Origin of the sequence: Weissella uvarum, from assembly GCF_016908785.1 — a bacterium.
Classification (GTDB): Bacteria; Bacillota; Bacilli; order Lactobacillales; family Lactobacillaceae; genus Weissella; species Weissella uvarum.
The window spans coordinates 45,103-69,402 of the sequence record NZ_JAFBEO010000004.1; the positions used below are offsets into that span (position 1 = coordinate 45,103).

Annotated in this window: 18 protein-coding genes and 2 tRNA genes; 14 read left to right on the top strand and 6 right to left on the bottom strand. The window is 41.3% G+C overall.

What is annotated here, in order from left to right:
- Positions 1-25 precede the first annotated feature (25 nt).
- The 3 genes from JOC36_RS05900 to JOC36_RS05910 are packed head-to-tail and all read left to right on the top strand — an operon-like array spanning position 26 to position 8,362.
- Positions 26-3,577, top strand: coding sequence for a PD-(D/E)XK nuclease family protein (locus JOC36_RS05900; RefSeq protein ID WP_205145580.1), 3,552 nt, complete (start codon positions 26-28; stop codon positions 3,575-3,577).
- A complete protein-coding gene (addA, locus tag JOC36_RS05905) occupies positions 3,577-7,368 on the top strand; it encodes a helicase-exonuclease AddAB subunit AddA (RefSeq protein WP_205145581.1) in 3,792 nt (1,263 codons plus the stop codon). The genes JOC36_RS05900 and addA overlap by 1 nt, the downstream gene beginning before the upstream one ends.
- 13 nt (positions 7,369-7,381) lie before the next feature.
- Positions 7,382-8,362 carry an NAD(P)-dependent oxidoreductase gene (locus JOC36_RS05910; RefSeq protein ID WP_205145582.1) on the top strand — a complete coding sequence of 327 codons (981 nt, stop codon included), beginning with the start codon at positions 7,382-7,384 and terminating at the stop codon, positions 8,360-8,362.
- Between the two features lie 40 nt (positions 8,363-8,402).
- Here the strand turns inward: JOC36_RS05910 and JOC36_RS05915 are convergent, their stop codons facing one another.
- Entirely contained in the window at positions 8,403-8,909 is a 507-nt protein-coding gene (locus JOC36_RS05915; RefSeq protein WP_205145583.1) for a hypothetical protein, read from the bottom strand.
- A 143-nt stretch (positions 8,910-9,052) separates the two neighbouring features.
- Here JOC36_RS05915 and adhP point away from each other — a divergent pair, with 143 nt between their 5' ends.
- Positions 9,053-10,102: an alcohol dehydrogenase AdhP gene (gene adhP, locus JOC36_RS05920; protein WP_205145584.1), complete on the top strand. Its 1,050-nt coding sequence runs from the start codon at positions 9,053-9,055 to the stop codon at positions 10,100-10,102.
- Positions 10,103-10,133: 31 nt separating this feature from the next.
- Here adhP and JOC36_RS05925 read toward each other — a convergent pair whose 3' ends face one another.
- From JOC36_RS05925 to glpK, 3 genes are all read right to left on the bottom strand, one after another.
- Entirely contained in the window at positions 10,134-10,604 is a 471-nt protein-coding gene (locus tag JOC36_RS05925; RefSeq protein WP_205145585.1) for an 8-oxo-dGTP diphosphatase, read from the bottom strand.
- Positions 10,605-10,683: 79 nt separating this feature from the next.
- Complete coding sequence (zwf, locus tag JOC36_RS05930; protein WP_205145586.1) at positions 10,684-12,150, bottom strand: glucose-6-phosphate dehydrogenase; 1,467 nt, start codon at positions 12,148-12,150, stop codon at positions 10,684-10,686.
- A 138-nt stretch (positions 12,151-12,288) separates the two neighbouring features.
- Positions 12,289-13,797, bottom strand: a complete 1,509-nt coding sequence (glpK, locus tag JOC36_RS05935; RefSeq protein WP_205145587.1) for a glycerol kinase GlpK — start codon at positions 13,795-13,797, stop codon at positions 12,289-12,291.
- 204 nt (positions 13,798-14,001) lie between these two features.
- Here glpK and purR point away from each other — a divergent pair, with 204 nt between their 5' ends.
- The 6 genes from purR to rpsR all read left to right on the top strand — a co-directional run bounded on the left by purR (position 14,002) and on the right by rpsR (position 18,763).
- On the top strand, positions 14,002-14,832 hold the full coding sequence (gene purR, locus JOC36_RS05940; RefSeq protein WP_205145588.1) for a pur operon repressor: 831 nt from the start codon (positions 14,002-14,004) through the stop codon (positions 14,830-14,832).
- A 39-nt stretch (positions 14,833-14,871) separates the two neighbouring features.
- Positions 14,872-16,269, top strand: a complete 1,398-nt coding sequence (gene glmU, locus JOC36_RS05945; RefSeq protein WP_205145589.1) for a bifunctional UDP-N-acetylglucosamine diphosphorylase/glucosamine-1-phosphate N-acetyltransferase GlmU — start codon at positions 14,872-14,874, stop codon at positions 16,267-16,269.
- 120 nt (positions 16,270-16,389) lie between these two features.
- Positions 16,390-17,370 carry a ribose-phosphate diphosphokinase gene (locus JOC36_RS05950; protein WP_205145590.1) on the top strand — a complete coding sequence of 327 codons (981 nt, stop codon included), beginning with the start codon at positions 16,390-16,392 and terminating at the stop codon, positions 17,368-17,370.
- A 163-nt stretch (positions 17,371-17,533) separates the two neighbouring features.
- Positions 17,534-17,830, top strand: a complete 297-nt coding sequence (gene rpsF / locus JOC36_RS05955; RefSeq protein ID WP_205145591.1) for a 30S ribosomal protein S6 — start codon at positions 17,534-17,536, stop codon at positions 17,828-17,830.
- Between the two features lie 68 nt (positions 17,831-17,898).
- On the top strand, positions 17,899-18,471 hold the full coding sequence (gene ssb / locus JOC36_RS05960; protein ID WP_205145592.1) for a single-stranded DNA-binding protein: 573 nt from the start codon (positions 17,899-17,901) through the stop codon (positions 18,469-18,471).
- Positions 18,472-18,520: 49 nt separating this feature from the next.
- Positions 18,521-18,763: a 30S ribosomal protein S18 gene (gene rpsR / locus JOC36_RS05965; RefSeq protein ID WP_205145593.1), complete on the top strand. Its 243-nt coding sequence runs from the start codon at positions 18,521-18,523 to the stop codon at positions 18,761-18,763.
- A gap of 100 nt (positions 18,764-18,863) precedes the next feature.
- Here the strand turns inward: rpsR and JOC36_RS05970 are convergent.
- Positions 18,864-18,936, bottom strand: a tRNA-Lys gene (locus JOC36_RS05970).
- A gap of 195 nt (positions 18,937-19,131) precedes the next feature.
- Positions 19,132-19,204 (bottom strand) — tRNA-Lys (locus tag JOC36_RS05975).
- A gap of 247 nt (positions 19,205-19,451) precedes the next feature.
- Here JOC36_RS05975 and yycF point away from each other — a divergent pair.
- From yycF to yycI, 4 genes are all read left to right on the top strand, one after another.
- Entirely contained in the window at positions 19,452-20,165 is a 714-nt protein-coding gene (yycF, locus tag JOC36_RS05980) for a response regulator YycF (protein WP_205145594.1), read from the top strand.
- Positions 20,166-20,258: 93 nt separating this feature from the next.
- The gene (gene walK / locus JOC36_RS05985; protein WP_205145595.1) at positions 20,259-22,136 is read left to right on the top strand and encodes a cell wall metabolism sensor histidine kinase WalK; all 1,878 of its coding nucleotides are present in this window, start codon (positions 20,259-20,261) and stop codon (positions 22,134-22,136) included.
- Entirely contained in the window at positions 22,129-23,469 is a 1,341-nt protein-coding gene (gene yycH, locus JOC36_RS05990) for a two-component system activity regulator YycH (protein WP_205145596.1), read from the top strand. The genes walK and yycH overlap by 8 nt, the downstream gene beginning before the upstream one ends.
- Positions 23,466-24,293, top strand: coding sequence for a two-component system regulatory protein YycI (gene yycI / locus JOC36_RS05995; RefSeq protein ID WP_205145597.1), 828 nt, complete (start codon positions 23,466-23,468; stop codon positions 24,291-24,293). Before yycH ends, yycI begins: the two co-directional genes overlap by 4 nt.
- Positions 24,294-24,300: the final 7 nt, after the last annotated feature.

The window sequence follows — 24,300 nt, forward strand, 5'->3', positions numbered from 1 at the left end:
CATTAGAAGTTAGAAAGGGATTGTTATGTCGTTAGAAATATTGCTGGGGCCAGCCAGCAAAGATCATGAGCTGGCACTCCTTGAACGGATGCAAACCGTTTTAGCCAATGATGAGGCCACCCAATTATTTTATATCGTGCCAAACCATATTAAATTTGAAAGTGAAATTTCAGTTTTACAGCGGTTAGCTCAGTTAATGCAGCATCAAGGTAACGCCGTTTCAATTCCACGAGTTCAGGTTTTTTCTTTGAGCCGGTTGGCCTGGTACTACATGAATGAAGATCCAATTTATCAGGCTGCCAATGTGTCAAAAGATGCCTTGCTCATGCTAGTGCAGTACTTATTACAAAAAAACCAAGCTGACCTACAGTTATATGGATCGATGTTAAACAAAGCTGGGTTTGTGAGTCAATTTACGGATCAATTACTGGAGTTACGTCAATCTGGTTTGAGTGCGGATGACTTAACTGAGATTCAAAACGATTTGCAAGCTGCGCAAACTTTAGTGTATAAGCTTCATGATTTAACACTAATTGGCGAGCAATTAGATGCTGTTTTAGCGGAGCGGGGTCAATATTTAAATAGTGATTTATTATTGGCGCTAAAGGTTTACTTGAATACGGATAAGCCAGATTTAACGCATCATCAATTTTTTATTAATCGATATTCTCAGATGACCCATGCCGAACGGGGTGTTGTTGAAGCGCTGATTACAAATGCGCAAGCAGTGACAATTGGCGTCCCAGCGACAGATTTGCAAACCAACCAAACTGAGCCAGCCTTGGACCAGCACGCCCAAAAACTTGGTTTGGATTTATTAGATTATGCGCAACAGCATGATGTTACAACCACTGTTACGCCTGTAACGACAGCTCGCCCAATTAGTCAAACCTTGCAATCGGTTGAAGATTTTTGGTATGCCTATGAACAAAAAGGGGTGCAGCCACAATTGGATGCGCCAGTTGATCCAAATGAATTGCAAATTTGGCAAGCCAGTACTCCCTATCAAGAAGTCGAGCAAATGGCGCGCATGATCCGTCAGGAAGTAGCGGCCGGACACCATCGTTATCGTGACTATCTATTGTTAGCGCGTGACTTGGGACCATATCAAAACATGATTCCGGCGGTATTTAACCGGTTTGAGATTCCATTTTTCATGGATAGTGATACTGCCATGGCTGAGCATCCCTTTGTAGCCTTTTTGGATCAACTCTTGTCCTTAGCAGATGGCATTACGCTGGCAAAGGTGATGGGGCTTTTAAAGACAGAGTTATTGCGTCCAGCAGATGTGAGTTTAGCAGACTATCGGGAAGCTTTAGCGTTAACAGAAAATTATGCCCTCGCTAAGAACTTACCAGGCTGGCGTTGGACTGATCAGACACCTTGGCAATTTGATCGCCAAACTTTGGATATGAATGATGAAGTGGTCCGGGAGCGAGTAGCTAATAAAGATGCGCAAATCGAATTAATTCATCAACAAATTAGTCAAGTTGTTGCGCCATTCTTGCAACAATTGCAAGGGATTACCGAGGCTCAAACGTTAGCAACGACACTTTATCAATTTCTAAAAGCGCAACGAGTTGACCAACAACTAATAGCTTGGCGAGACCAAGCAATTGAAGCCGGAGATTTGAATTTGGCCCGCCAACCAGAGCAGGTTTGGCGCACTTTTATTAGTGTGCTGGATGATTTTGTGGAAGTCTTTGGTACGCAAACCCTATCGTTGACGGAATTACGGGATGTGCTGCAAGCTGGTTTTGATAATGCAAATTACACGGGAATTCCGGCCACAATGGATCAAGTCCGCATTTCAGAAAGCGGGATTGTGCAAAATTACGCCTATGACACAACGATTATTTTTGGGGCTACGAGTGCCAATTTGCCTGGGACAAGTCGGACACAGGCGATTTTGAACGATCAAGATCGGGAAAGTTTAGAGCCATTGTTACCACAAGGAACGCAATTAAAAGTGACAGCGGAACAAGAAATGGCCCAAGAGCCCTATTTGATTTATAGTGCCATGATGAGTGCGCAACGCCGGTTGATTTGGCTCTATGCGACTAGCGATGGTTCCGATGCTCAGCAGGCTTCAACCTATGTTAATCGCTTGATGACCCAATTTAATTTGAAGCCGCAGACATTCTTGGCCTTACCAGACCCTACGGCTCAGGATTTAACCCAATTCGTGGGATCACCAGCTAGTACCTTGGCCCATGTTGTGATGGTTAATCGGATTGCGCAAACCGGTCAATTAGCTTTGAGTAGTGCTTGGCAAGGCTTGCAACAACAGGTATCACGGCAAATTCCGGCACAAGCCCAACGCTTAATGAGCAGTTTGCATTATGTTAATCAAGCCCAGCCACTAAAGTTGCCGATTGTGCAGGCTTTATTTGGTACGGACTTAAAGGCTTCTGTTTCACGCTTACAAAGCTATGCACGTAATCCGTATGAGTTCTTTTTGCAATATGGCTTACGTTTGCACGAACGGGAAGTCATGAATTTAACGCCAGCGGAAAAGGGAACCTACTTACATGCTTTGTTTGAACAAGTTTTTAACCAACTAATTGAACAGCAACAACCGCTTGGGGCTTTGGATGATCAAACGCTCCGTGAATTAGTTCAGCAAAAAGCCCAAACTTTATTGAGCTCTGGGGATGTGACATTTGATGTCTTCCAAAGTTCAGCGCGGATGCGCTATTTAACGCAACAGTTGAGTGACCAAGTGTTACAAGACTTGCAACAAATGCGGCGTGGGCAACCAAGTCGCGCTAAAGTACAAACGCAAAAGACTGAAGTTGGATTTGGTTTGGGGCCTAATGCTCTCAAACCAATTAAGTTAGATTTGCCACATGGTTCAATAACGGTGCGTGGAAAAATTGACCGATATGACCGTGTGCAAACCGATGCTAAAGACTACTTAATGATTGTTGATTATAAATCTAGTCAACGTAAATTTGATTTTCCTAAGGTTTTGTCAGGCTTAGAGTTGCAGTTGATGACCTATTGGATGGCATTGAGTCAAAGTGAAACGACACCAATTGGTGGCACTAATTTCTTCAATGCGCAAACGCCGTTGATTAAAGTGACCGATTTTACTTTGTCACAAGTGCCTGATTTTGATACAACTGTGGCACAAGCAGAGGCTGAGTTTAATCAAGGTGGTCGCTATACCGGTGTTTTGCGTCGTGAGAGTGACTTATTACATGCCTTGGAAGTGCCTGAAGGTGAAAAGCGCTTGTATGGTTTTGAATTTAAAAAGGATCAAACGGAACTGAAAGCCACTGGGAATGAAACGTATTCGGATGATGAACTAGCAACTTTGCTTGATTATAATCGGTACATTACAGAACAAATTGGTGAGCACATCTTACAGGGACAATTCCCGCTATTGCCATATCGTGATAATTTGCAGACCGGTTTGCAAAATAGTGATTATCAACCAGTGATGTTGTTTGATGCGATGTTAGGAAATCAATATCGTGATATTACGCAATTACCAAGTAAACGTGATGCGGCTTTAAATGAAATGCGGCGAACGTTAGATGAAGAAAATGATTCTAAAGGAGGGCAAGCCTAATGCAATTTACTGACTCACAAGCGGTGGCGATTAGTCATCAAGGTAATAATATTTTGGTATCAGCTTCGGCTGGATCGGGCAAAACACGTGTCTTGGTTGAACGTGTGTTACAACGTTTATTGGCTGGTGAAAACATTAATGAATTCTTGATTGTGACTTTTACTAATGCCGCTGCGGCTGAGATGAAGGAGCGGTTAGAGAAAGCCATTCGGCAAGCTTTGCCGGACGCAAATCCAGATCAAAAACAGCATTTGATCAAGCAATTGCGGTTAATCAATGTGGCTAATATCTCAACTTTGCATGCCTTTGCGATGCGCTTGATCGAACAATATCACTATACAATTGATTTAGATCCACAATTTCGTTTGGTTGATGATGCCGAAAATACCTTAATCAAACAAGAAGTGTATCAAGATTTATTGGATCAAGCTTATGTTGAAGATGAAGCGACTGAAGAACATCCTTTTGCGCATTTTGTGCAACAATTTAAAAATAATAGCCAAGACGATGGTGATTTACAAAAGGCTGTCTTTACGCTTTTTAATTTTGCTATGGCTCGTCCAGATACAACGGATTGGTTGAATCATCTCACTGATGCATACGAATCAGCTGATGATTATGCGCAGACACCATTCTATCAAGACAATGTGCGGCCAAAGATGTTGCAAGATTTGGAAGGCTTAGTTAATTTAGCCCAACGGGCCATTGATGAAGCACCAGATACGAATGATGAGTTGCCAGCAGAGAACCGTTTGAATAATTTAATGGATGATTATGCCCAGTTAAATGACTTATGGCAATTAGCACAACAACCGGACTTGCCATTCGATACTTTGCGTAAACAAGTTTTGGATACCAGTTTTGTGACCTTCGGTAAAAATCCAAATGGTAAGTCGCCCCGTTTTGAAAAAGATTCACTTGCTAAGCCAGCGTGGGAGGCGGTTAATCAAAACCGTAAAAATTTAAGTGAGCGCCTAAAGGATTGGAAAAAACGTTATTTTATTTTGGATTCCAAAGGACAACAACGTGCGATGGATGGTGCCAAAGCAACGTTACGTCAATTGGTTAGCTTCACACAAAAATTCCAAGACCAGTTTTTGACAGAAAAATTGCGGCGAAAAGTTCTTGATTTTAATGATTTGGAACATTTTGCGTTGCAAATTGTCCAACAAGATCGAGTTGCTGATGAACTACGCCAACAGTATCGTGAAATCATGGTTGATGAATATCAAGATACCAATCAATTACAAGAAGCAATTTTAAGTCGGATTGCTGGACCTTCAAACACTTTCCAAGTGGGGGATATTAAGCAATCGATTTATAAATTCCGGCAAGCCGATCCAACTTTATTTGGTTCAAAGTTGACGCACTATCCGCAAGATGCTGATAGTGAAGTGATTACATTGCAAGAAAATTTCCGTTCACAACCAAATGTGACGAATTTTATCAATTATATTTTTGAACAAGTGATGGACCATGAACTGGGAGATGTTGATTATACCGGATCTGCCAAATTAGTAGCGGGAGCGGATTATTATCCTGATGATATTGCTAAAAAAGCAGAGTTACTAGTTTATTTGCAGGATAATGGCGATGCTGCGACTGACAATGATGCGGTCATGCCAAATGTTGACGATGATCAATACAATGGTACAATCGGTCAAATTCGGTTAATGGCGTTGAAAATTAAGCAGATTATGCAAGACCCAGACTACTTGATTTATGATCGAAGTGCTCAGGAGAAAAGGCATCCACGCTTTTCTGATATTACAATTTTAGTGCCAACTAAGAATCAAAACTTAGATGTTTTGGACGTTTTTGGTGCGCTCGATTTGCCAGTTACGATTGAGGGGACTGAAAACTTTTTTCAGACAACTGAAATCTCAGTGATGCTAAGCCTGTTACGAGTAATTGATAACCCGCATCAAGATATTCCTTTAGCCGCTGTATTGCGTTCACCATTATATGGTTTGGATGATAATGATTTGGCCTTGATCCGATTACAAAATCAACAGGATGATTTTTATCAAGCGGTCCGCACGCTGGGAAAGACGCCATTGGAAGAATTGCCATATGTTGGGGATGATGCTGAAAAAACTCAACATGTCCAACAAGTTTTACAGCGCTTTTTGCATGATTTAGACGATTTTAAAGCTTTGGCAACGCAAAATCAGATTGTTGATTTAATTTGGCAAATTTATAATCGCACCGGTTGGCTGGACTATGTGGGTGGCTTACCTTCTGGGGCTCAACGTCAAGCTAATTTACACGCCTTGTATGAACGCGCGGCTAGTTATCAACGTTCATCTTTTGTCGGTTTATATCAATTTATTCAATACGTCATGGAATTGCAGGCACAAGACCGTGATTTGAGTGCTGCCGATGCGAATACGAGTGATGACACAATTCATTTGATGACCATTCATCATTCTAAAGGTTTGGAATTTCCAATTGTATTTGTCTTGAATAGCACGCATCAAATGGTGAGTCAAAATGAAACCACGGGTCCAATTTTAGTTGATGCTAAAGGTGGGGCTGGTTTGGATTATGTTGATGCCAAACATCATATGCTATTACCAACTGCCCAACGTGAATATGTGAAGCAAGTTAAGCGTCAAGGCGCTTTTTCAGAACAATTACGAGTTCTTTATGTTGCGTTAACGCGTGCTGAACAAGAGCTTTATCTGGTTGGGACGTATAAAACGTTAGATGACTTAGATAAGACATGGAAATTGAGTTTAATGGCCGATGGCGTCTTGCCGGTATGGATTCGTGAAAATGGAAAATCATTTATGGATTTGATTGGAATGGCCTTATTACGGCATCCTGAAGCTGACACTAAGATGACAGAAGCCTATCAAAGTGTTGGAGCAGAGTTTGTGATGCCTGACCATAAAAATTGGCAACCAGAAATTGACTTTAGCTTTGATATTACGTTGATGAATCAACAAACGTTGCAAGCTGCGCAGGCACAAACAGGATCGATGCAACAAGCTGTTGCAGCTGAACCAGTTGTGCAAGCGTCTGAAGCGTCAAAGCAAGACTGGACCCAGGTACTCAATTTTAACTATCCGTATGAATCGGCAACACGTGCGACTGCTTATCAATCAGTTTCTGAATTGAAACGTTTGTTTGAGGACCCAGACTTGCAAGCTGGACGGGCTGTGGCAGATTTGCGCTTAACTCCAAATGCTGATGCAGGGTTACGCTTTGTTGATGATGAATTACCTGAACCAGCGTTTATGCAAACACAAACGCAAGAAGTTAGTGCAGCGGCCGTGGGTACGGCAACACACTTGGTGATGCAACGAGTTAATTTGCAAAATGGGGCACCAAGTCAGGATGATTTGGCGGAGCTGGTGAAACACCTTGTTGCGACACAGGCTTTCGATGCGACTGTAGCTAAAAAGATTCGTCTTGATAAGATTACGCATTTCTTTAGTGCTAATCCACTCGGTCAAGCAATGGTTGCGCACGCAGATACTTTACAGCGGGAAGTGCCATTCTCACTCTTATTAGATGCAAATACTTTGTATAAAGATTATAATGGTGATGAAAAGGTATTGGTCCATGGGATTATGGATGGATTCTTTTATGTTGGTGATGAGGTCTGGTTGTTCGATTATAAAACAGACTATATCGGGCCAGGTCAATCAGCCAAGGAACTATTGACCGAACGTTATTCAGGCCAGCTAAACATTTATGCGCAGGCCTTAGTAGCGCAAGGATATCCATACCCAAGACGTTTTATTTATGCCTTTGGTCCCGAAGAAACAGTGCAATTAGATTAAGCGAGGTGCAAAAATGGCAAAGCCTAAGATTTTAGTAACTGGTGTTCCACATATGCTTCAAATGGAAGCACTAGCTGATAAGTTTGACTTCACTTATGCAGTAAAAAAGCCTTATACACGTGAAGAGCTGTTAGAGGCTATTCCGGACCAAGATGGGGTAGTATTCTTTGGATTCCAAGCTGATCGTGAGTTTATCGATGCGGCTAAAAATTTGAAGATTATTGCCACAGCTAGTGTTGGTTTTGATCATGTTGATATTGATTATGCGCAAGAAAAAGGGATTGTTGTGGCTAACACACCAGAAGCTGTCCGTGTATCAACGGCTGAAACCGCTTTGGCTCTGATGCTAAATGTTATGCGTCGTATTCCAAGTTTGAATCATAAGATGCATGAAGGGGAGTGGACGCCGATGGCCGATCCACGTAATCAAGGTGCTAGTGTTCAAGGCAAAACTTTGGGAATTTACGGGATGGGCCGGATTGGTAAAACCTTTGCTAAGTTTGCTCAGATGCTAGGAATGGAAGTTATTTATCACAATCGCCACCAGCTTGATCCCAAGGATGAAGCTGATTTGAATGTGAAGTATGTTAGCTTTGATGACTTGATTCAACAAGCAGATGTGTTATCACTACATGCGCCCGCTACTAAGGAAACGCAACATGTGATTAATGCGCAAGTCTTCGATGCCATGAAGCCAACGGCTTTCTTGATTAATGTTGCACGTGGTGTACTTGTTGATCAAAAAGCATTGGCGGATGCGCTCAAGCAAAAGCAAATTGCAGGGGCTGGTTTGGACGTGTTCGAAAATGAACCGCAAGTTCCTGATGAGTTGACGCGTTTCGACAATGTGGTGATGACACCACATGCTGGTACAGGTACCATTGAAACGCAAGATGCTATTTTTGCGGAAGCAATGGATAATATTGATGCGTTGCTTTATGATGGTAAGCCAACCAATATGGTGAACCATGTCGCCAAGTATGAAGATAAATAATTAAAAATAAAAACGTGAGGGCAAACGCACTCACGTTTTTTTATTGGGCATATCGAATTTTAACACGTGTGGCAAAGTAGTTTTGTTGTTGATTAGAATAGCGATGATTTGTGTCATCAACGACCTTAGCTAAGGGAACTGTTTTTTTAGGTTGCGCCGATTGACCATCATAATAATTAACTTGATTATGATCAGGCCCCACCAAACGATAGTACGGTGCATCTTTTTTGGCAGTATCCTTAATTTGCAATGCGTAGCTCATCGATTGAGTTGAGGTAGGGTTCTTGACGACAGTGAGTCCCGTTTTGAGGGTGGCTTCAGTTTTGTTCCAAGGCGAACCCTTCAAATGTTGGCTACCATATAAGCCAATAACGGTGGTCGCCAATTCTTCGTTAGTTTTAGTTTGGGCGACAGTAGTGGTCCCATTTGCAGTCTTAATCGGATTATAGGGAGTTGGAATTTTTTTGGCTAGCGGGGTTTGGCTGGCTAGTAAACCTGCACCAGTAATGACACCGAGTGTAAGTCCAACTTTGCTAAGTGTTTTCATACAGAAACTTCCTTTTTTTGGTTTAAGGCTAGTATAGCGAACTAGGTCAAAGGTGTAAAAAAAGTCCTTGCGAAATATTGTGAAGTAAAATACAATTAAATTGTGAAAAACATAACAATATTTGAAATTGGGGGATATTTTAAATGAAAGCGGCTGTTGTACGGGATGAACTTGATGGCTATGTTGATTTGGTGGATGATTGGGAGCCATGTGAACTGGGATTTGGTGAGGCATTAGTTGATGTTGAGTACTGTGGATTATGCCACACGGATTTACATGTTGCTAATGGTGATTTTGGTAATCCCAATGAATTAAACGCTCGTCCTGGTTATCGGCGAGTGATTGGCCATGAAGGTGTTGGTATTGTGGCTAAACTGGGTGAAGGTGCAAGTGATTATCTTAAGGTGGGAGACCGTGTATCAATCGCTTGGTTTTACGATGCTTGTGGTGATTGTGAATATTGTAATACGGGAAATGAAACTTTCTGTAAGCGGGTGCGCAATGCTGGCTTTACAGTTGATGGAGCTATGGCGCAACAAGTCGTGGTTAATGCCAAGTATGCTGTGAAAGTACCAGATGGGTTAGATCCAATGGAGGCTTCTTCAATTACTTGTGCGGGAGTTACGATGTATAAGGCTTTGAAGGTTGGTGAAACAAAGCCAGGTCAATGGGTCTCAGTCGTCGGAGCAGGTGGCCTAGGCAACCTTGCTATTCAATATGCGCACAATGTCTTTGGCGCGCATGTGGTAGCCGTTGATGGTAATCCTGATAAGTTGCAAGCTGCGCATAATGCTGGAGCTGAATTATTAGTTAATCGCAAAAGCGAAGATGTTCCGACGGTGATTAACCAAACGGTCGGTGGTGTGCACAATGCGCAAGTAACGGCCGTTAATACCCAAGCGTTTGATCAAGCAATTGAGTCACTACGTCCAATGGGGAAGCTTGTGGCGGTTGCTTTACCACAAGGTGACATGAATTTAAATGTAGTGAAAACGGTCCTTGAAGGTATTGAAGTAAAGGGTTCTTTGGTTGGGACACGGACAGACTTGTCTGAAGCCTTTCAATTTGGAGCCGAAGGTAAAGTTAAGCCAGTGGTTCAAAAAGCAGATGTACGTGATTTGAATGACGTCATTGAAGCCATGCAGCATAACCAAATTACTGGCCGGATGGTTTTTGATTTTAAGTCGTTATAAAAATAAAAGAGACGCCATGGCGTCTCTTTTTTTATTGCCAATCAAGATCCCATTTTTGATGGGGTGCTTGGCTAGGTTTAAGGGCTAATTCATTGACATCTGGTTGATCAAAAACTTGCAACATTTCAGCAAAGGTATGCGGTAATTGGAATTTTCCGCTTAATAATTCATCACGAGTTGTCCAGAATATTTCACCTTCACGGCTAGCCTTTAATTCACCAGAATAATTGTAGGCGTGAAATAAGAAGACGATATAACGTGCGTCTTGATCAAGTGGCCATTCTTTTATGCCAACTAATTGTGGTTGGCTGATGGTTAAGCCAGTCTCTTCATAAGCTTCGCGAATGGCTGATTCAGTGACGGTTTCACCTGCTTCAATGTGGCCACCAGGAAAGGTTACACCGGGCCAAGTGGGGTTTTTGCGGTCTTCAACTAAGATGGCGTGAGTTTGTGGATTCTCGATTAAAATCATATTGGTGAGTTCTGTCGGCGTTGTACGCATATTCTTTAATTTTCCTTTCGTTATCTTTGGTCTAAATAAAAAAACAATCCGAGGTGGATTGTTTTTTATTTTTTATTGTTTAACCTTTAAAGACCCATTCATTACCATCTTTAGCTAGTAATTCATCAGATTCCTTTGGCCCCATTGAACCAGAAACATAATTAGGGAACTTAGCAGGTGTCTTATCCCAAGCTGCTTGGATGGCGTCAACGAACTTCCAGGCAACGGCAACACCGTTCCAGTCAGCGAAATTAGAACCATTACCGTCCATGCAGTCGTGAATCATACGTTCGTATGGCTCAGGAGTAACAGCTTTGTCTTCGGCAGAAACTTGCCAATCAAGTTCGATTGGACGTGTCTCGAATTGATCAGTCACATTCTTAGCATTGAGCTTAAATTCGATGCGACCAACTGGATCAATCAAAATTGACAAAACAGGGTTTTCTAGCTTTTCGCCACCTTGACCGAAGATGTTAGCGCTCTTCTTGAAGACAACGTCAACACGGGTAGCTTTAGCAGCCAAACGCTTTCCTGAACGGATGTAGAATGGCACGCCTTCCCAACGTTCGGTATCAAATTGCAACTTACCAGCAACGAAAGTGTTGTTTTGTGAACCAGCAGGCACACCGTCTTCATCTAAGTACTTACGTTGTGAACCGTCAGCTGATTCACCGTATTGACCACGCACGAAGTTTTCAGCAACTTCCTCGTCTGAGTAAATCTTAAGGCTGTTGAAGGCCTTATTCTTAGCTTCACGAACAGCTTTGTCGCTAAAGTCAGTTGGCTTCTCCATTGCTAACCAACCAATGATTTGCATGGTGTGGTTTTGAATCATGTCGCGGAGGGCACCAGCAGTATCGTAGTAACCAGCGCGTTCTTCCACACCAAGCACTTCTGAAAGGGTAACTTGGATGTTTTCGATGTAATCTTTATTCCAAGCAGCGTCAATCAATGGGTTACCGAAACGAAGTGGGGCAATGTTTTGGACCATTTCCTTACCAAGATAGTGGTCAATCCGGTAAATTTGATCATCATCAAAGGCTTGAGAAAGGTCATTTTGTAACTCTTCAGCAGTCTTGAATGATGAACCAAATGGCTTTTCAATCATCAAACGGTTGAATTCACCATTTTCAGTAATCAAACCTTCTGACTTTAGATACTTAGCAATTGTTCCAAAGAAGCGTGGCGCAACTGACATGTAGAAGATACGGTTACCCTTCAAATCATATTTTTGATCTAACTTGTTATCAAGTTCAAGCATTTCAGCGTAACTAGCGCGATCAGTAATGTCTTGCTTGATGTAGTAAAAATGTGAAACAAATTCTTTTGCATTTTCAGGGTCATCTACGAAACCATCAAGTGACTCAAGTACAATGGCGCGGAATTCCTCATCTGATAGGTCTTGACGTGAAGCACCAACGATGGCGAAGTGCTCTTGTAAGAAGCCCTTTTTGAAAAGGTTGTATGTAGAAGGGTAAAGCTTACGCTTGGCAAGATCACCAGTTCCACCGAAAAATGTTAGTAAAGTTGTAATTTCTTCTGGCACGACGATACTCCTTTAAAAATTAATTGAACTCATTTTGAAACTAAATCGTTTCCATTTAAGTTATAGAAACATTTAACAAATTTTATTATAAACTTTTTTTCACAAATTAGCTATTAACCAGCTTACAAATTCGTGAAATTAATCATCAGCAAAAATTTCAGTCGTCTTAACGGCGGCATGCCAACCACGCAACAAGCGTTGGCGGGTTTTATTGTCAATTTCAGGTTCAAATTGACGACCAGCTAAGACGTGATGTTCTAAGTCAGCCACACTATGCCAATAACCTACCGCGATTCCAGCAAGGTAAGCCGCGCCCATTGCAGTTGTATCTTCATCCATCGCCCGATGGACTGGTAAATTGGCAATATCTGCTTGGAATTGCATCAAGTATGGGTTACGAGAAACAGAACCATCTGCTTTTAGGGCCGTTGGTTTAATCACAGATTCTTGATCCATTAACTTTAAAATATCTGCAGTTTGGTAAGCAATCGACTGTAACGTGGCTTTAATCAAATCATTTTTGGTTGAATTTCGTGTTAGCCCAACGATTGAACCGCGGGCTTGTGGGTCCCAATAAGGAGCGCCAAGTCCGTTAAAAGCAGGGACCATGTAAATTTCGTTGTGGTTGGTTGAAGCTTCAGCAGCATGCCAACTATCAACTTGGTTATCAATCATTTCTAAACTATTGTGTAACCATTGGAGGGCAATTCCAGCACTAAATACGGCTCCATCCAAAGCGTAAACTGTTTCATCACCAATTTGATAAGCGATGGTTGTTGTAAGGTTTTTATCTGAAAGAACCGGTTGGGTACCTGTATTTAGTAATAGGAAAGCTCCCGCTCCGTAAGTTGCCTTGATATCACCGGGATGGGTGCCTAATTGGCCGATTAAACTGGCGTTTTGATCTCCGATTAGGCAAGCGATTGGGACGGCATTTCCAAAGAAGTGTAGTGGGCTTGTTTCGGCAACAACTTCACTTGATGCATGAACTTCGGGCAACATGTCACGTGGAATATCAAAAATATCTAATAGCTCTTGGTCCCATTCTTGGGTATGAATATTGAATAACATTGTCCGGGCGGCATTCGAACTATCAGTGACATGCTTTTTTCCATCAGTTAATTGCCAAACAATCCAGCTGTCTACGTTACCAAAGGCGAGTTTACCTTTTGCCGCTAAGGCTTTGGCACCAGGAACATTATCTAAAATCCAACGAATTTTAGTGGCTGAATAGTAGGGATTAATATTTAATCCAGTTTTTTGGTGAATTAAATCACCATAGCCAGCTTGAAGGTAGTGGGTGGCAATTTTTTCTGATTGAAGTGATGCCCAAGAAATGGCGTTGTAGATTGGTTCACCAGTGTCTTTATTCCAAACAATGGTCGTTTCACGTTGGCTAGCAATTCCAATCGCCTTGATGTCACTGGCATTAATTCCAGCGTTAATTAAGGCATCACCGATAACGGTTTGTACCCCTTCCCAAATATCGGCTGGCCGTTGTTCCTGCCAACCAGAGTGTGGCGTGTGTGAATTTAACGGCGTTGAGGCCGTAATAACTCGACGAGTGTTGTGATTAAAAATGACCGCGCGCGTACCAGTCGTCCCTTGATCTAAGGCTAGTATGTATTCTGGATGCGTAATTGGCATGCTGTTTCCTCAATTCCAAATAAAATCTTTTTATATCAAGCTCATTATAGCATTATCATGGCCGAGATGATTTAATCAAGCTTAAAAAGTATTCCCGCTGGTTGGAAGTTTCGGGATTTGCTAGTCTTGAGCTTAAATAGATGAACGTATTATGGTATAATAATGTGAATATATATAAATACCGAACATTCGAGGATAAAAACTATGAAAACACGTCGCAGCGACCGGTTGGTCGATATGACATATTACTTATTGGAACGACCACGTACGCTAGTGTCGTTAACACATTTTTCTGAAGAATATGAGAGTGCCAAATCTTCTATTTCAGAAGATTTGACGATTTTGAAGCGCACTTTTCAAGAGCGGGGCATTGGACTATTGGAAACAATTCCAGGCGCTGCTGGTGGGGCCATTTTCACACCCTACATGCTGCAAGCTGAGGCTGACGAGTTTGTCGCTTCTTTGATTAACGCTGTTAATGATGACACACGCGTATTACCAGGCGGATATGTGTATTTGTCTGATTTGTTAGGCCAACCATGGTTTTTGAAGCGGATTGGTCGTTTAATTGCGACTCAATACTTGCGAGAACCCATTGATGCAGTGATGACAGCTGCAACTAAAGGGGTTCCTGTTGCGCAAGCCGTCGCTGAAGAGTTAAATGTACCATTCGTGATTGTTCGAAATGATACTAAGGTTACGGAAGGGCCTACCATGTCAGTTAACTATGTGACAGGACAGTCACAACGACTAGAAAAGATGGAACTTTCACGGCGTTCTTTGCCAATGGGCTCACGTGTATTAATTGTCGATGACTTTATGAAGGCTGGTGGGACCATTCGTGGAATGGCATCGTTGGTAAAAGAGTTTGAAGGTCAAGTCGTTGGTGCTGCAGTTGTAGCTGAAGGCCGCGTAGAAAATCGTGTTATCGATGACTATACTTCATTGGTACATGTTGAGACGAATGCTGAAAATGACGGCATTAAGGTGACTCAAGGGAATTATCTACAAGAAATTTATGGTGAAAAAGCCTAAGTTGCGTTAGCAATGAGGCTGAGTTGAGAAGGGGTAAAAATGGATCGTTATATTATTATTCTTGCAGCTGGTAAAGGGACTCGGATGAAGTCAGACATGCCAAAGGTATTACACCAAGTTGGCGGAAAAGCCATGGTTGAACTGGTCTTGGATGCTTCTGAAGCGTTGCACCCTCAAAAAATTGTGACGGTTGTCGGACATGGGGCTGAACAAGTTAGCACTGTAATCGGTGATCGGAGTGCAGTGGTTGAACAAAAGGAACAATTGGGCACAGGACATGCCATCTTGATGGCTGAGGATGAACTAGGTGATAAAGATGGGATGACCTTAATTGCATCTGGGGACGCACCATTGTTTACAGTTGACACATTGAACCATCTCTTTGAGTATCATGCTACTTCTGGTAATGCGGTAACGGTTTTGACTGCTAAAGCACCTGATCCAACTGGTTATGGTCGAATCGTACGAGATGAGCTAGGTAATGTGGTTCGGATTGTTGAGCAAAAAGATGCAACGCCAGCTGAACAGGCCATTCATGAAGTGAATACTGGTGTCTATGTTTTTGACAATAAGTTGCTATTTAGTAGTTTGCATGAAGTGACCAATGATAACGCGCAAGGTGAATATTATCTTCCAGATACTTTGGAAATTTTGCGGACGCAAGGGTACACAGTTGGTGCTTACACGATGGAAGACTTTGATGAATCAATGGGAGTTAATGATCGTGTGGCTTTGTCAAAGGCAAATGCGGTTTTGCGGGAACGTGTGAATAAGCAACACATGCAAAATGGGGTAACTTTGATTGACCCTCAAACAACCTATATTGATACAGATGTTCAAATTGGTCGTGATACAGTGATTGAACCAAATGTAGTCTTGAAGGGACATACGGTCATTGGTGCGAATGTCCATTTAACATCAGGTACGCAAATTGTTGACAGTGTTGTTGATGATGGCGCACAAATTGATGCTAGCCACTTAGAAGAAGCTCACGTTGGGCCAAAAGCAACGGTAGGACCGTTTGCACATTTGCGGCCGAAGGCTGATTTGCGTGAGGAAGCCCATGCAGGTAATTTTGTGGAAGTTAAAAATGCAACTCTTGGGGCTCGTTCAAAGATGGGACATCTATCATACTTAGGCGATGCAACCGTCGGTGAAGATGTCAATATTGGAGCTGGAACGATTTTTGTTAATTATGATGGCGTTGATAAGCATCATTCAAATGTTGGTGATCGTAGTTTCATCGGTTCAAATACTAAAATTATTTCACCAGTTAATATTGGGGATGAAGCGGTTACTGCTGCAGGTTCAACGATTACCGATGATATTCCAGCCCATGCAATGGGGATTGCCCGCAGTCGTCAAACGACTAAGCCTGATTTTTGGAAGCGGACACCGCTCTTTAAAAAATTCGGACAAAGTGATGATGCCAAGTAAATATTTCGATTTAATGACTAATCGTATACATCCGTTGAATTAAGCGCTTGAAGCGGTTAAAATTAAATGTAATCGTTGGGTGACATAATTGTCAGTTGAAAGTAATTTTGGAGGGTAAGGATGGCAACCTATGGGGATGCGCACTTAAAAATCTTTTCGTTGAGTAGTAATCGGCCACTGGCTGAGAAAATTGCCGCATCAATTGGGGTCGAATTATCAAAGATTAACTTGGCTCATTTTAGCGATAATGAAATCCAAGTTAATATTGAAGAATCAGTGCGTGGTGATAATGTTTATATTATTCAGTCTACGTCAGCACCGGTTAATGATAATTTGATGGAAGTCATGATCACGATTGATGCGCTACGCCGAGCAAGTGCGAAATCAATTAACGTGGTTTTGCCATATTATGGTTATGCACGCCAAGATCGAAAGGCACGTTCACGCGAGCCAATCACGGCTAAGCTAGTTGCGAATATGTTACAAATGGCTGGGGCAACACGTGTCTTAGCAATGGACTTACATGCTGCACAAATTCAAGGATTTTTTGATATTCCAGTCGATCATTTGATGGGAGCGCCATTGTTGGCTGATTATTTGCTCACATCAGGCATCGTCGATGACAATACTGTTGTGGTGTCACCTGACCATGGTGGGGTGACCCGTGCACGTAAATTAGCAGAACTATTAGGTTCAGAAGAACCCATTGCCATTATTGACAAACGCCGTCCTAAGGCGAACGTCGCTAAAATTATGAATATCATTGGTGATGTTAAGGGAAAGCGTGCCATCATGATTGATGATATGATTGATACCGGTGGTACAATTACGCAAGGGGCACAAAAGTTAATGGATGAAGGTGCAACAGAAGTATATGTTGTGGCAACACACGCTGTCTTTTCAGATGATGCGCCAGAACGTTTACAAAATTCATGCTTTAAGAAAGTGATTGTTACTGATTCCATTGCATTACCAGAAGAGAAGAAATTCGATAAATTGGTTCAGGTTTCAACTGCTGATTTGATTGCTGAAACAATCGTTCGTATTAATGAAAATCAGGCGATTTCACCATTGTTTAATAGTCGTTATCACCGTGATTAAATAAAAGGCATCCATATGTTATGGATGCCTTTTATTGTTGTACTAGAAAATGCTTGCACATTGCTCAAATAATGTGTACACTTAACTTCTGTGAGTAACGATGAATTTTCGTCGTGGCTCCTTGCTGGAAGTACCAGCCATAGACCAAAAGGAGGAAGATAAAATGGCATACGAACTAACGTACATCATCCGCCCCGACATGGAGGCAGATGCTAAAAAGGCATTGGTTGAACGTTTTGACAAGATTTTGAGTGACAATGGTGCAAACATCATTGACTCAAAAGACTGGTCATCACGCCGTTTCGCATACGAAATTGAAGGATACCGTGAAGGAACATATCATATTGTTAACTTCACTGCCGACGATTCAGCAGCGATTAACGAATTCGATCGTTTGGCTAAGATTTCACAAGACATCTTGCGTCATATGATCGTTAAGCGCGATGATATCGCACAATAATTAGACCGAGCGTTTAATTATATTGTCACAACTTAGAATTAAGTTGAAATCAGAAAGGAGATTCTCCAATGATTAATCGTGTTGTTTTGGTTGGGCGCTTAACGCGTGATGTTGAATTGCGTTACACGACGTCTGGTACAGCTGTTGGGTCATTTACTTTGGCGGTTAACCGTCAATTTACGAATGCTAGCGGTGAACGCGAGGCTGATTTTATTAATTGTGTGATTTGGCGTAAGTCAGCTGAAAACTTTGCGAACTTTACATCGAAGGGTTCACTAGTTGCAGTTGAAGGACGGATTCAAACACGTAATTACGAAAATCAACAAGGACAACGAGTTTATGTAACTGAAGTTGTTGTTGATAATTTCTCATTGTTGGAGAGTCGTGCAGAAAGTGAGCAACGTCGTAACTCAACTGATACGAATAATGGTAGTTTTGGTGGTCAAAATAATGGTAACCAAAATTTCCAGAATAACTCACAAAATAATGCGCAAACTGCAAGTCCATTCGGTACGCAAAATAATACCGGTGGAAATGTGTTTAATGCTTCTGGAGCTAACAACAATCAGGGGAATGCAAATAATGATCCGTTTGCTGGTGGCCAAGAAGTTGATATCTCTGACGATGACTTACCATTCTAAGTTTGAGTAACTTGTCAAAAGACAAAGTCTATTTAGGAGGAAATTAATCATGGCACAACAACGTCGTGGTGGCGCACCTCGTCGCCGTCGTAAGGTTGACTTCATTGCAGCCAACCATATCGAATATGTGGATTACAAGGATACAGAATTGTTGGAACGTTTCATTTCAGAACGTGGTAAGATCTTGCCTCGTCGTGTAACTGGAACTTCAGCAAAGAACCAACGCAAGGTAACAACTGCTATCAAGCGTGCACGTATCATGGGTCTTTTGCCTTTCGTTGCAGAAGACTAATGTAAAAAGAGTGAACTTCGGTTCGCTCTTTTTTATTTGTCTAAAAAAACTATTGAAGCATAAAAAAACACCAGTTCCGAAGAACTGGTGTTTTAAGTAGTGGACAGACAGGGGCTCGAACCCTGGACCCACGGATTAAGAGTCCGTTGCTCTACCAACTGAGCTATCTGTCCAAATGTTTATCGCTATCGCAACAACAGATAATACTATAACATCGTTTTGGAGATGGTGCAAGGGGTTTTCTGAAATTTTTTATCACAAAGCAATATTGGTTGCTAAAAATAGTTAAAAGATTTAAGTTGGCTTTACCGGTAGAGCTGTTAAAGCACAAAAAAACACCAGTTCCGAAGAATTGGTGTTTTAAGAAGTGGACAGACAGGGGCTCGAACCCTGGACCCACGGATTAAGAGTCCGTTGCTCTACCAACTGAGCTATCTGTCCAAATGTTTGTCGCTATCGCAACAACAGATAATAATATACCATCGATTTGAGATTCATGCAAGCCCTATTTGTGTTTTTTTCAAAATTGGGTCAGAAACTCTCTCGGCGTGCATATAGTCAAAGGCTGTGTTTTTTGGTAAACTAGCCTATGTATCATGAACTTTAAATTCGTAATCATATGATTAGCGTAACATGAACATGTTATAATAATAAGCATATAAACCTACCCATAAAGGGGGATAATGAAATGACTAAAATCTTAGTAGTCGATGATGAAAAACCAATCTCGGATATTATTAAATTTAATTTGACCAAAGAGGGCTATGATGTTGTCACAGCCATGGATGGACAAGAAGCATTAGATAAGTTTGATGAAGAAGATCCTGATTTAGTATTACTTGATCAAATGTTGCCAGAAGTTGAAGGGACTGAAGTACTACGTCAAATTAGAACTAAGTCACAAACACCGGTAATTATGGTTACAGCTAAGGATTCTGAAATCGATAAAGTCTTAGGTCTTGAAATGGGTGCGGATGATTACGTTACTAAGCCATTTTCAAATCGTGAACTGTTAGCGCGTGTTAAAGCTAATTTGCGCCGTCAAACACCTGCGACGCCTAGCGAAATGACTGATGGAGATACCGATGATATTAAGGTTGGACCATTGGTTATTCATCCAGATGCCTATATGGTATCAAAAGATGGTGAAGACATTGAATTAACCCATCGTGAATTTGAATTGCTTTATCACTTGGCTAAGCATATTGGACAAGTCATGACGCGTGATGATTTATTGCAAACGGTGTGGGGGTATGACTATTTCGGAGATGTCCGGACGGTTGATGTAACGGTTCGACGGATTCGTGAAAAGATTGAAGAAACTCCTAGCCATCCGCAAATTTTAATGACGCGGCGTGGCGTTGGCTATTATTTGAAGCCAGCGGAAGAAGCACAATCATAATGATGAGATAATGTTGAGCGGGTGCTTTGTTTTGAATACAGGGTACGCGCTTATTTTTATGAAACTATTCAAAAAAGAAAGAAGCTTGTTTCCATGCAACAACCAAAAAAACAAAAATCTAGAAAAAGCTTTTTTTCGTCGATTCATTTTAAGATTGCCTTAGTTTTCACGTTAACGCTATTGGTAACTTTAGAAGTTGTCGGCGCTTTTTTCGTGAAACAGTTGGAACGGCAAAGTTTAGATACGGTTAAGAGCCAAATCACACTTAAGCCATATGCCACAGATACATTGACTGAAGCTTTGACCAGTTCAGATAATCACGATGAAGTGAATGAAAAAATATATAAGGTGCTCAATTCGATTAATAATCCGGCCATTAGTGACTTTACGGTGGTGGATTCCAATGGTGTGATTCGTGGAACGAATGATGTTAATAACCAAGATAATATTAATCGAAAAACTACGGACTCAAATGTTAAAGCTGCTTTGGCAGGAACTAAATATAATAAAAGCCCGATTGAAGAACATGCCGGTAAACGTTATCAAGTTGTCATCCGACCATTGGTGAATAATCGATCGACTGATAATCGCATTGTTGGGGTTGTGGTTGTTCGTGCTAATTTGGAGCCGACGTATAAGAGTCTGAATAATATCTCCCTTATCTTTTTCTCAGCAGCTTTCTTGGCAATTTTGTTGGGATTAGTGATGTCGATTATTATTTCGCAAGGTTTGGCTAAGCCAATTACTGAAATCAATGATCGCACATTGCGGATTGCGCAGGGAGATTATTCTGGTGAAATTCAAGTTCGGTCAAATGATGAAATCAGTCAGTTGGCTGAAAACGTGAATATCTTGGCTTTGCGGATTGAAGAGACTACAAATTCAATTGATTTTGAACGACGACGCTTGGATTCAGTGCTTGAATATATGACAGACGGCGTTATTGCGACCGATCGGCGTGGAAGCATCAATATGATTAATTCAACAGCGGTACGTGATTTAAATCTTGATGATGGTGAAAGTGCCATCGGTAAGTCAATTTTGGATGTTCTGCACATTGATGGTAAAGAAAGTTTGCGTGATTTAGTTGAGAGTCCACATGAATTATCATTGGACTTTAGTGATAATCAACGTGAACTTTACTTGCAAGCTTATTTTAGCTTGATTCAACGTTCTTCAGGTTTTGTTTCTGGAATTGTTGTTGTGCTACATGATGTAACAGAGCAGTATCGGATTGATGCGGAACGTCGTCAATTCGTTTCGAATGTGTCACACGAGCTTCGAACGCCACTAACTTCGGTGAAGTCTTATGTTGATGCATTGCAAGAAGGCGCCATTGATGATCCACAATTAGCTCATAACTTCCTTGATGTGATTCAAGATGAGACAACCCGTATGATTCATATGGTGAATGATTTACTTGAGTTGTCACGGATGGATTCTGGCACAATGCAGGTTGAAAATGAATTCGTGAATATTGCTGAATTATTCAATTATATTTTGGATCGTTTTGACATGATTATTGCGAATGATGAGCAACCTGAAAAGACATATTCGATTCATCGTGAAATTCCAAAGAGTGAGATTTGGGTTGAACTAGATCCTTCAAAGTTCACGCAAGTGATTGATAACATTATGAATAATGCGATTAAGTATTCACCAGATGGTGGAGTGATTACTGCCAAAATGGATGATGAGCAAACGGATGTCGTATTGAGTATTGCTGACCAAGGATTGGGAATTCCAAACAAGGATGTAAACCATGTCTTTGATCGTTTCTTCCGGGTTGATAAAGCGCGTTCGCGGGCACAAGGTGGAACTGGTTTGGGCTTGGCAATTTCTAAGGAAATTATTGAACGCTTCGGCGGTAAAATCTGGGTTGAATCAGTTGAAGGCCAAGGCTCAACCTTCTTCATTTCATTACCATATGAACCATATGTAATTGATGACGAGGATGACTGGGATGATTAAATTAATAAAAAATATTTGGTTTGGCCTAGGTCGTTTCATTAAACGTTATGGGTTGGGGATTTCAGTAACAATTTTAGTTGGTATTAGTATCGTACTTTCAGCTTTATTATGGTATAGCGTTAGTAATCCAGGTGAAATGGATGCGCGCCAAGAGCAACAAGAAGGGGCAAAAAAGATTGTTGCTAATAAACCAATTCAAGCGGTATATGATACAGATCGTTTGATTTTAAATCATAACCATAAGATGACATATGTCGTGAATTATCGCGGCCTTGCCAATGCCGTCTCACAGCAAGCCTATACTTGGAAGGTTGATCCTGTTAAGAGCAAAACTTATTCTAAAAAGGCATATGTGGAACAAATAGCCTCCGATAATCATGTTGTGTTGGGGTATCCCGATGATGTTGCGGGCGAAATTGTGAATAAAGACTTCAAGAGTGATTTGAAGTTTCCTAAGAATACTGCAATTAATCAGGTCGTTGTTCCATTAAATGGTGAAGGGGCAATTTTGTTTGGTGATGATAAGCATCATAAAATTTACCGTGCCAAGTTAAAAACTACTGAGCGACCAATTAAATATAAAAAGCCGACGAATACGGTTGATGTGAAATTAATTTGGCGGAATGGTAAGACGCAATCGTTTAGTACCTCGCCAATTCATATTGAGAAACGTAGTTACTTGCTAGAATCAAGCAAAATCGGTGATGTTACGCAAAATGTGTTTGAAGGAACCAATAATTCGCCGAAGGTGACAACGCAGGGAGATAAAACAACCTATCGCTCCGGTAATCGTCAATTAACATTGAATCAAAAAACGGGTGGGTTAACTTTGAACGCCTATTTGAATCAAAAGACGCCCCATGCGTTATCTAAAAAAGATATGTTAAGTTATCGTTGGTTAACTGCACGGACAACCATTCCCGAAAATATGTATTATTTTGAAACTGATAATCATGGGCGTGATTTAAATTATCGTTTGTATTCAGATGGCTTACCAATCTTTAATCACGATGTTGCGAGTTTGGTAAAGGTAGCTTTCAATCAGAACCAACAAGTTGAAGTACGCTTCTCTAAGTTTTCAATTCAAGTGCCACTACCTCAGCATGAAAATCGCATGGTGACCTTACCAGATGAGGGGACGGCTACGAAGAAAGTTGAAAGTTACGGTGTTAAGGCTGACGAAATCCAAGATTTACGGGTTGGTTATGAATGGGTCAACCAAGGTAATCCGGACTTTGTAAATCTGAACCCGCAGTGGTTTGTTAAGACGAATGGGCGTTGGTTGCCTGTTGATCAACGGCTTAAGGCGTATAAGGATGGTGGCGTCGAATGAATCTGAAAAAAATTCTATGGGCTTTTTTCTACACATTCTTAGTGCTAGATATTGTCTTGATCTATCAATGGGTCGTGGTAAACCGTCCGTTGACCGATCCTGGATCAAGCCAAAGCGTTAAAAAAGAGATGCAGATGGATGGTATTAAATATCATCATATGGATTCTAAGCCACTCTCAGGGGCCTATTTATCTGCGGATGAAGATAATGCGCTGTATGGACAACGTTATCGGATTAGTGGTGCGTTTTCGGCAACTAAATCAGGCAACACATTAGTTGCTACACCTAAAAAGCCGGTTAACCTTGGGCATACACGGGCACAGGCCATTGCTAAGCTCAAAAAAATGATGTTGGATAAAAACGCGGTTATTGATGGGAGCGAGTATCAATATGATCGTTTCATGACTGATTATTTGAATGAGAAGCAAAACGCATCGGGTGATGGTTTTCAAGCTGTCTTTAGTCAACGGGCTCGTCCGGACGTGACGGGAAAAGTTTTCTCAACGGCACGAGCACGCATACAATTTACCGTGGATGAAAATTATAATTTGAAAAACTATACCCAAACCCATGTTAATCATGTCGAAAAGTTGCGGGATATTTCATCGCTGATTAGTGAAGAAGATGCACTAATTAATGCTTATCAGTATAATGAAATCCCCAATAACAGTGTGGTGCAATCAAGCCAGTTAAATTATATGATTTTTAAAATGGTGCGTGGAGATGTCATTTACGTCCCTGTGTGGTCATTTGTGATTAAAAATAATGCAAATGAAGTTTCAACAATTTCGATTAATGCGATGAATGGAGCTTTAATGCATTAAACTTGTG